The organism is Nocardia sp. NPDC059764 (assembly GCF_042732555.1).
Classification (GTDB): Bacteria; Actinomycetota; Actinomycetes; order Mycobacteriales; family Mycobacteriaceae; genus Nocardia.
Genome location: NZ_JBHWHH010000098.1, coordinates 20,219 through 27,760 on the forward strand (window position 1 = coordinate 20,219; position 7,542 = coordinate 27,760).

Genomic DNA, 7,542 nt, shown 5'->3' on the forward strand with positions numbered 1-7,542 from the left:
TCGATCCTCCGTACTCCGATGAATCCGCTTGGCTCATCGGAGAATCGGCCGGCGCGATTAGCTTTTCCCGGCCCGTGACTTTCGGGGGCGCAGGTTTTCGGGGCAGCTCATCAGCGGGTGTCGACGGTGGCGAACGCCGCCCAGATCAGCGGGGAATGCTCGATCGCCCCGGTCGCGCGCCAGGCGGCCAGATGGGTGCGCTGCCAGGCATTGAGGGCGGCGACCGGATCGGCTGTCTCATGCGCGGCGTCGATGGCGCACACGGCTTCCTGGAACGGGTGCACGGTGTCGGGGAGGCCGGAGAACCGGCGGAACGCCAGATCGGTGGGCAGCGGCCAGCGGCCCGCCGTCACCAGTTCCGCGCCGCCGGTGAGCATGGCCGCCACCAGACCCAGTGGTTCGGCGAACCGGAGGTCGCCGCCGCTCTCGCAGGCGATGAGGGCGACCCGGCTCGGGATGGGCCAGATCTCGGGACCGGTTCGCGGAACCGCTGCTCCGCCAACGCCGTCGCCCGCAGCGCCGAGGTCGTTCGAACGGGAGCCCGCCGTGAGCGCGTGGGTGCCCAGCAGCAGATCGCGTGCCGAGAGCGGCCGATGGTCGCGGTAGGCGGGCGCGCAGCCCGGGCTGGCGGCGGTGCAGGACAGGTGCAGGGTGGCCGATTCGCTGCGGCCGGATTCGGGGGCGGCGGCGGTGACGTGGCCGACATAGAGCAGGCGGGCCGCCCCGGCGTGCAGGGCTCGGCTCAGCCAGGCGCGGTCGAGATCGGTGCGGCGGAACGCCTCCACCGGTTCGGCGACGGGCGGGGTGAGGCGGCCGGCTGCCGCGTGGTCGGCGACCAGCGCGGCCAGCGGGGCCGCGGCGGAGTCCATTCGGCCGAGGACGGATCCGAGGGCGGAGTCGGCGCGGAAGCCGGGCACACGCGGGTCGAGCACGGCGACGACGGGCAGATCGCGGGTTTCCGTCCATGATCGCGCGATGCGGGCGGGTGCGTGCACGATGCCGGGCGGGGCGAGGACGCTCACGTCGGCGATATCCAGCAGGCGCACATCCGAGTCGGGGGCGATCAGCTCCCAGGGCAGTTGGGCGGTGCGCGGTGACGGCTGGATCCGGACGTGCGGGCGTATACCTCGCACGTAGAGCTCGTGGAGCGATACCGCCAGGTCGTAGGGCAGGAACACCGACGAGAGGTACTGCGCCAGTGCGTTTTCCGCCTCGGCGGTCGCCAGTTCGCCCGTGGTGAGCGCATTTTCGAGCCCACCGGCCGTTCCCGGCGCGGGGAGGGCGGCGGTGAACCGGCCCATGGCCGCTTCGACCTGGTCCTCCGGTACCACTCCCACCCCGGCGGGGGCGCTGTCGTCGATCCAGCGCCACGTCAGGTAGAGATCGCCCGCGTCCGCCATCCGGACCAGCACGGTGGGCGTCATGCGGGGATCACGCGGTCGGTGCGGACGCGGCGGCCGTAGCGTTGTTCGGCGGCATCGAGCCAGGCGGACAGGGCGATATGGCCGTCCGGTCGCACCGCGATCCGCGGCGGTGGCGTGACGGGCAGTCCCGCCCCCGCCGCCACGGCCGCCAGGGCGGTGCCGAGTTGCAGTGCGTCCTGGACGGCGGCCGCCGAATCCGAGGGCGGATCGAAGGGTTCGAGCAGGTCCAGCGGTGCGGGCGGATCCGCGGCGAGCCGATCGATGTCCAGGATTGTTCCCGCGCACTGATTTTCGATGAGGTCCGCTACCAGCCGGGCGTCCCCGGCCAAGTACGCGTACCGGAAGGCCAGCCGCAGGGCGGGATTCACGATGCGGCGGTTCCAGGTGTCGCGCTGGGTGCCGTCGGGCAGCTCGTAGCGGACGGCATCCAAGGCCAGTGCCGCCGGGACCGCCAGATCCACCGCTCGCGCCAGGAGGCCCGGGACGTGTGCGACCAGCGGTTCCAGGAGTCCCGCGTGCCAGTAGTCGAGCTGGGCACAGTGCAGCCCGAGGCCGCGAGCGGCGTAGGTTCCGCGCGCCGCCGCCAGCTCGGACTCACCGTCCTCGTATCGCCCCGCCGAGAAAGCGTGGGTGGCCAATCGAAGTCGTACGTCTGCGGCTTCGACCACGGCGTGCGACTCCTCGAACCGGTGCAGCGCCGCACGATACTGATCGTCCGCCGTCCCCATCCGGCCACGCCGCTCGGCGATGAACCCCATGACCTTGAGACCGATGCCCGCGCGATGCGCCATCCCGGCCGCCTCGAAATACTCTTGGGAGGCGGCCAGCAGTGGTTCGGCCTCGTCGAAAGCGCCTGTGCGCGTGTGCATCAAAGCCAAGTTCTGCTGTGTCTCGGCAACCCCGCCGGGGTCGGCGACGGCTTCGAAGGCGGCCAGCGCCTGCCCCGCGAAGTCCTGGGCCAGCTCCCAGCGCCCGGTCTCGAAGTGCGCGGCGGCCAGGTTCATCAGCGGATGTCCGGCCTGCTCCGGACCGAACCGCCGTGCCGCGTCCAGTGATTCACCGGCCAGCTCCAGCGCGCGCCACCACTGCTGCCGATGCAGGGCAATCGCCGTGGCGGACACCAGGCACGCCAGCCGCAGGTCACCCGGCGCGCCCTCGTACCCGAGCGCCTCCCGAGCCCGTTCGAGGGCCGCCTGCGCCCCATCCAGATCCCCGAGGTTCTGCAACGCCTGGGACAACCCGATCAGCGCGCCGGGATACATCCTGGGCGCGTCCTCCCGCATCTGCGCGAGCGCTTCCCGGAACCGCGCTGCCGCCCCGGCGTGATCCCCCAGCCGATCGGTCACCACCGCCACGTCCACCAGCGCGCACAACCGCAGGTCCCCCTGCTCGACCTCGGCGGCCTGCTCGAATATCCGCAGCCCCTCGATTAATTCACCGCGCGCGACAGCCTCCGCCCCGGCGTGCAGAAGCGGACTCTCACCCGCGTTCTCGTCGATATCCACACTCATGCTCAGAAGTCCGAATCACCTGCGGCGGCGTCGATTTCGGCGAGCAATGGCGCGAACGGGCCGCCGTCATCGACCGGGGTCGACGCCGTCCGCAGCCGTTCGGCCGCGAAGTCGCGAATTCGCTGACGCACCGCGCCCTGCGCCGCCTGCGGGTCAGTGTCGAGGTCGGGCCCGAAGCCCGGGACTCCGATGGAGATGCCCACCGTGGAAGCCGGTGCGGGCAACTCGGATTCGCCGATCCAGCTGTCGCCACCCGGACGCAGTTCGGTCAGCAGCTCACCGCGCCCGGTGTCGACGCGGGCCCACGGCCGCAGGTGCTCGGGCACGGCCGCGGGCAGCTCCGGGTGAGCGGCTACGGCAATGGCGACGGTGGTGGTCCCGGCCTCCCGCAGGACCTGCCAGGACACCGCGGACTCGGAGGCGTCGACCAGCCCGGCCGGGCACTGCCGCCAGTCCCAGCCGCCGGTGCCGCGTGCCAGCACCAGAGCGCTTCCGGACCGGTCCGCGTCACCGGCCGCCAGCGCGTAATCCGAGGCACGCAAGGAGCTCTCCACGGACGGGCGGATACTGGGCGCCACGGCGTCCGACCCGTCCACCAGGGACTCGCACTCCTCGGTGAGCAGCGCGATATCGCGGTCGAGCAGCGCCGGATCGAGGGCGGCGATGCCGTCGAGGACCGAGGCGGGCCACCAGCGGGACGCCCAGTGCGCGTAGGCGAGTCTGCGGGCACTCACCACCAGCGCGGGAAGCGCGGGGGCCGTCGCCGCGTCGGTCAGGCGGTGGCCGCGGGGGTCCACGGGAGCATCCGGACCGGTTGCGGTGGTGCCGAATTCGACGAGGCCCCCCGACAGTTCGCGGGCTCGCGGCCGTACTGTGTCGAGCGCCGCGGCGACCGGCTCGCCGTACAGGGCCCACACCCACTCCTGGGCGGCGTCGACATCGTCGATGATCGCGACGGGGAGTTGCTGTGCGGCCAGGACATTCCAGGTCAGGAGACCGCCCGTCACCTCCAGCACCATGGCTTCCGGGCCGGCGGGAGTGACCGTCGCGCCGTCGGGGACGAGGGCGCGCACCGCGTCGGGGTAGCGGTGGATGGCGACGGTCGAGTTCGTCATCCCACCCTCGATTCGAGTTCCTCGGGCTCGGCGGTCGCGGTGGCGGCCAAGGCCTTCTTCACGCGCATGCGGTGGTCCAGGATGACGGATCGGGCCACCCCGTCCAGCAGGTCCCAGAGCTCGTCGGCCGCGTACACCCCGAACTCGCGCACATCGCGGCCGTGCAGGCGGGGCCAGAGCCTGCGCAGGTAGGGCCGCCACGGCACGCGCAGGTCGGCCGCGATGGCCCCGAGCGGTCCATCGATCGCGTCCGCGCGCACCGCCATCCGCCGGGCTTGCAGGACGTAGGCCTCACGCTGCCAGCGGCCGTTGATCAGTCGTGCGGCCGCGCCGTCGTCGTCCGGCCCGGCACCGCGCAGAACTGGGGATTGTGTTGCCGGCCCGCCGATCTCGACGCCGCGGTCTCGCGGCCGGACACCCAGAGGGCGCAAGGTGACCGCCAGGGTCGCGCCCGCGGCGGCCGCCACCCGGAGGGATTCGTCCAGCAGCGCCCAGGGCGCGCACGCGCGGGCGATCTCGGCGTCGACCAGTTCCGGGATCGGCGGCAGGTCGGCGCGTTCGCTGGAGGCCTGGAGGACGGTGAAGACCCGCTCGTGAATGGTGCGGTCGAGCGGTAGTCCGAGAGTGGCGGTAGCGGCTGACGCTCCGACCCCGGGCGGTTGCGGCAGCGGGTACAGGGTGAGCCCGAGTTCCTGTGCGGTACTGCCGATCCCACCGTCCCAGAGCCGAATACCGGTATGCGTACCCACGGACGCATCGACGGCGTCGTCCAGGTCCGGCGGATCATCCGCATCGTCGAATCGGGTTGCGGCGCAGGCGTCGACGAGTTCGCCGAGCAGATCCGCGTGATCGGGCACGTCGGTCAGCGGCCGTCGCCGCCACGCGGTGTCGATCAGCTCGGCCACGTCCTCGGACCGCTCCGGTTCGGACAGGTACTCCCGCAGCGCCTGTGTGGTGCGCCCCGCGGTCACCCCGTGGATCTCGCGCAGCGCCGCTTCGGCGGCGGGCCGGTCCCGCACGGGATCCGGCCGACCCGAGACGGTGGCCAGTTCGAAGCAGCGCTGGAAGTACAGGTCCTGCGCATTGCCCTCGGTGATGCGCAGCGCGCGCCGGGTCTGCTTGAGCAGCGTGAACCAGGCGGCGGTGGCGGCGAGGACGTCGGCGGCGGCATGGACGCGGGCCGCGAGCAGCACCGCGCCGTCGGCGCTCAGCATCGCCCCGGCGCAGGACGGGTGTTGGACGGGCCGGATCACCAGGGGATCCAGGATCAGCTTGACGGTGCGCCGGAGGGGCCCGCCGTGGGATCCGCTCAGGGGTTCGACACCGGCGAGGCGGTGCCAGACCTCATCCAGCACCATGGCCCGCGGTCGTCGCATTCGCCCACGTTATCGCAGTTTCCCCGGCCCGCGCGCCTCGGAAGTTGGGATCGGTAGGCGGGGCGCCGATTCCTACTGTTCTGGCATCGGTTCCACCCCGGAGCCACCATCACGAGAACGAGGAATGACCATGAACACCAAGCCGATCCGCCTCACCACCGCCGTCCTCGCCGCCACCGCCGCGGCCGCGCTGCTGGTGACCGGTTGCAGCTCCGGCGATTCCAAGTCGGGTTCGCCCACCACCGCCGCGACCTCCGCCGCGCCGGGTTCCGCGACTCCCGCCGGCGGCGCGTCGTCCGCGTCGGTGGACGGCAAGGCGATCAGCGGCAAGTTCGACACCACCTGCGTGAAGCAGGCGGGCACCCTGGCCCTGGCGCTGGCCGACCAGAGCAACGCCACCTACGGCACCCTCGCCGCCAGCGCCACCATCACCGGCGACAACACCGTGCAGGCGGTCGGCATCACCGGCACCAAGGGCGGCGCCAACGGCCAGCCGTACGCGGTGGGCTTCGGCAATGGCATGCCGGGCGGTTCGGCGAAGGTCACCAAGAGCGGCAACACCTACACGGTGTCCGGTGAGGGCGTCGGCGGCGTGGATCTGTCGAACCCGATGGCGGGCCCGAAGACCGAGAAGTTCGAGATCGTCTTCGCCTGCTCCACCATCGTCGGCTGACCCGGCCCCGCTGTTCTCCCCGCTCGTGCCGCCGGGCACGAGCGGGGCCGACAACCACCACGACTTCGAATCAGGAGAAGCACATGAAGAACCAAATCCGTTACAGCGTCCTCGCTCTCGGCGTCCTGGCCATCGGCTACTACCTGTGGCACGGCCTCACCGCCGATGATGTCTTCGGCTGGGTGGGCCCGCAGATGGCCCTGCCGATCATCGCCCTGACCATCATCCCGATCGTCTTCGCCTTCACCGGTGACGGCATCATGTCGGCCTTCACCGGCACCAACAGCTCCCAGTTCCGTGACGGCCTGGTGGGTCTGGGCACCGTCGAGAGCGTCCGCCAGACCGGCGTCTACCTCAACGAGCAGCCGCAGGTGCGCATCGACTTCCGGGTCGAGGGCGCCGACGGCAAGGTGTTCGCCTCGCACGCCAAGCTGATCGTGCCGCTCACCCAGCTGGCCCTGCTGCGGCCCGGCGTGGTGCTGCCGGTCCGCTACCTGCCCGACAGCCTGGACAAGGTCGAGGTGGACCTGTCCGGCGACACCTCGGCGGCGCAGGACGCCATGAACGCGGCCATGATCCGCAAGGGTTTCACCACGCCCGCCAAGCTCGATATCGCCCGGCGCGGCACCGCGGCACAGGCGGTGGTCCGGTCGCTGTCGGTGCCCGGCGAGATCCGCGACGGCTACACCCGACTGGACCTGGTCCTGGTGGTCACCCGCCCGGACGGCACCACCTTCGAGACCCGCACCGAGAAGTTCCTGCCCCCGACGGCGGTCTCGCTGGTCCAGGTCGGCCGCATCGTGGGCGTCCACTACCTGCCGGAGAACGAACAGGAGGTGGTGCTGTCCCTGCCCGTCAACGCCGCCGGATGATGAACGACCACGTCGAATCCCCCAGAGCCGCAGGCCTTGCCGCCCGCGGCTCTCGTGCTGTGTCAGGGACGTTCGTACTCCTCGCCCGGCAACCGTCACAACCCCATTGCCCGGCGATCACAATAATCCGGAAACGAACTGAATGGTCGCTTTTTCTGATACCTATGAGTCAGCGACCAGGTTGCCTAATTGAATTCGAAGTGCACTTCTACCAGCACGGAAGAAGGAGCGATGAGAATCAGGCGATTCACCGCAACCGCCTTGCTCGCACTCGGAGCAACGGTATTGACGGTCGGCACCGCGGTGGCCGACCCCGCGCAGTCGGATCCCGGACCGGGTATCACGGTCCAGGTCGACGAGGTATCCCCCACGCCCCCGGCCGCCGACACGAACGTGCAGCCCGTGGACGATCTGGACGTGATGCGTCAGTGCAATGCCATCCTCGGCGCTCTCATCGGCGGCGCCATCGGTGGCAGCGGCAGTGCTCTGCCCGGCGCGTTGATCGGCGCCGGCATCGGCGCCCTCATCGGCTGGACGCTGATCACCCCGCCCGGACCGCCGTTGGGCTGCT

Annotated in this window: 6 protein-coding genes and 1 pseudogene; 3 read left to right on the forward strand and 4 right to left on the reverse strand. The window is 71.1% G+C overall.

Features of this window, described 5'->3' with window-relative positions; all coding sequences use genetic code 11:
• Window positions 1-110: 110 nt before the first annotated feature.
• Genes ACFV4K_RS21705 through ACFV4K_RS21720 form a run of 4 tightly spaced genes read right to left on the reverse strand, consistent with a single transcriptional unit; the run spans window position 111 to window position 5,408 of the window.
• On the reverse strand, window positions 111-1,424 hold the full coding sequence (locus ACFV4K_RS21705) for a hypothetical protein (protein ID WP_379277174.1): 1,314 nt from the start codon (window positions 1,422-1,424) through the stop codon (window positions 111-113).
• The gene (locus ACFV4K_RS21710) at window positions 1,421-2,935 is read right to left on the reverse strand and encodes a tetratricopeptide repeat protein (RefSeq protein WP_379277176.1); all 1,515 of its coding nucleotides are present in this window, start codon (window positions 2,933-2,935) and stop codon (window positions 1,421-1,423) included. Before ACFV4K_RS21710 ends, ACFV4K_RS21705 begins: the two co-directional genes overlap by 4 nt.
• A gap of 2 nt (window positions 2,936-2,937) precedes the next feature.
• Window positions 2,938-4,050, reverse strand: a complete 1,113-nt coding sequence (locus ACFV4K_RS21715; protein ID WP_379277178.1) for a hypothetical protein — start codon at window positions 4,048-4,050, stop codon at window positions 2,938-2,940.
• Window positions 4,047-5,408 carry a hypothetical protein gene (locus tag ACFV4K_RS21720; protein ID WP_379277181.1) on the reverse strand — a complete coding sequence of 454 codons (1,362 nt, stop codon included), beginning with the start codon at window positions 5,406-5,408 and terminating at the stop codon, window positions 4,047-4,049. Before ACFV4K_RS21720 ends, ACFV4K_RS21715 begins: the two co-directional genes overlap by 4 nt.
• Window positions 5,409-5,556: 148 nt before the next feature.
• Here ACFV4K_RS21720 and ACFV4K_RS21725 point away from each other — a divergent pair, with 148 nt between their 5' ends.
• From ACFV4K_RS21725 to ACFV4K_RS21735, 3 genes and pseudogenes are all read left to right on the forward strand, one after another.
• On the forward strand, window positions 5,557-6,099 hold the full coding sequence (locus ACFV4K_RS21725; protein ID WP_379277179.1) for a lipoprotein LpqH: 543 nt from the start codon (window positions 5,557-5,559) through the stop codon (window positions 6,097-6,099).
• 83 nt (window positions 6,100-6,182) lie between these two features.
• Window positions 6,183-6,971, forward strand: a complete 789-nt coding sequence (locus ACFV4K_RS21730; RefSeq protein ID WP_357086327.1) for a hypothetical protein — start codon at window positions 6,183-6,185, stop codon at window positions 6,969-6,971.
• Window positions 6,972-7,202: 231 nt separating this feature from the next.
• Window positions 7,203-7,542 (forward strand): annotated as a pseudogene (locus ACFV4K_RS21735) (hypothetical protein); the annotation flags it as partial.

What these genes read in the sequence shown, in the direction of transcription:
- ACFV4K_RS21705 (WP_379277174.1), bottom strand. Translation starts at nt 1,424, where the DNA reads ATGACGCCCACCGTGCTGGTCCGGATGGCGGACGCGGGCGATCTCTAC.
- ACFV4K_RS21710 (WP_379277176.1), bottom strand. Translation starts at nt 2,935, where the DNA reads ATGAGTGTGGATATCGACGAGAACGCGGGTGAGAGTCCGCTTCTGCAC.
- ACFV4K_RS21715 (WP_379277178.1), bottom strand. Translation starts at nt 4,050, where the DNA reads ATGACGAACTCGACCGTCGCCATCCACCGCTACCCCGACGCGGTGCGC.
- ACFV4K_RS21720 (WP_379277181.1), bottom strand. Translation starts at nt 5,408, where the DNA reads ATGGTGCTGGATGAGGTCTGGCACCGCCTCGCCGGTGTCGAACCCCTG.
- ACFV4K_RS21725 (WP_379277179.1), top strand. Translation starts at nt 5,557, where the DNA reads ATGAACACCAAGCCGATCCGCCTCACCACCGCCGTCCTCGCCGCCACC.
- ACFV4K_RS21730 (WP_357086327.1), top strand. Translation starts at nt 6,183, where the DNA reads ATGAAGAACCAAATCCGTTACAGCGTCCTCGCTCTCGGCGTCCTGGCC.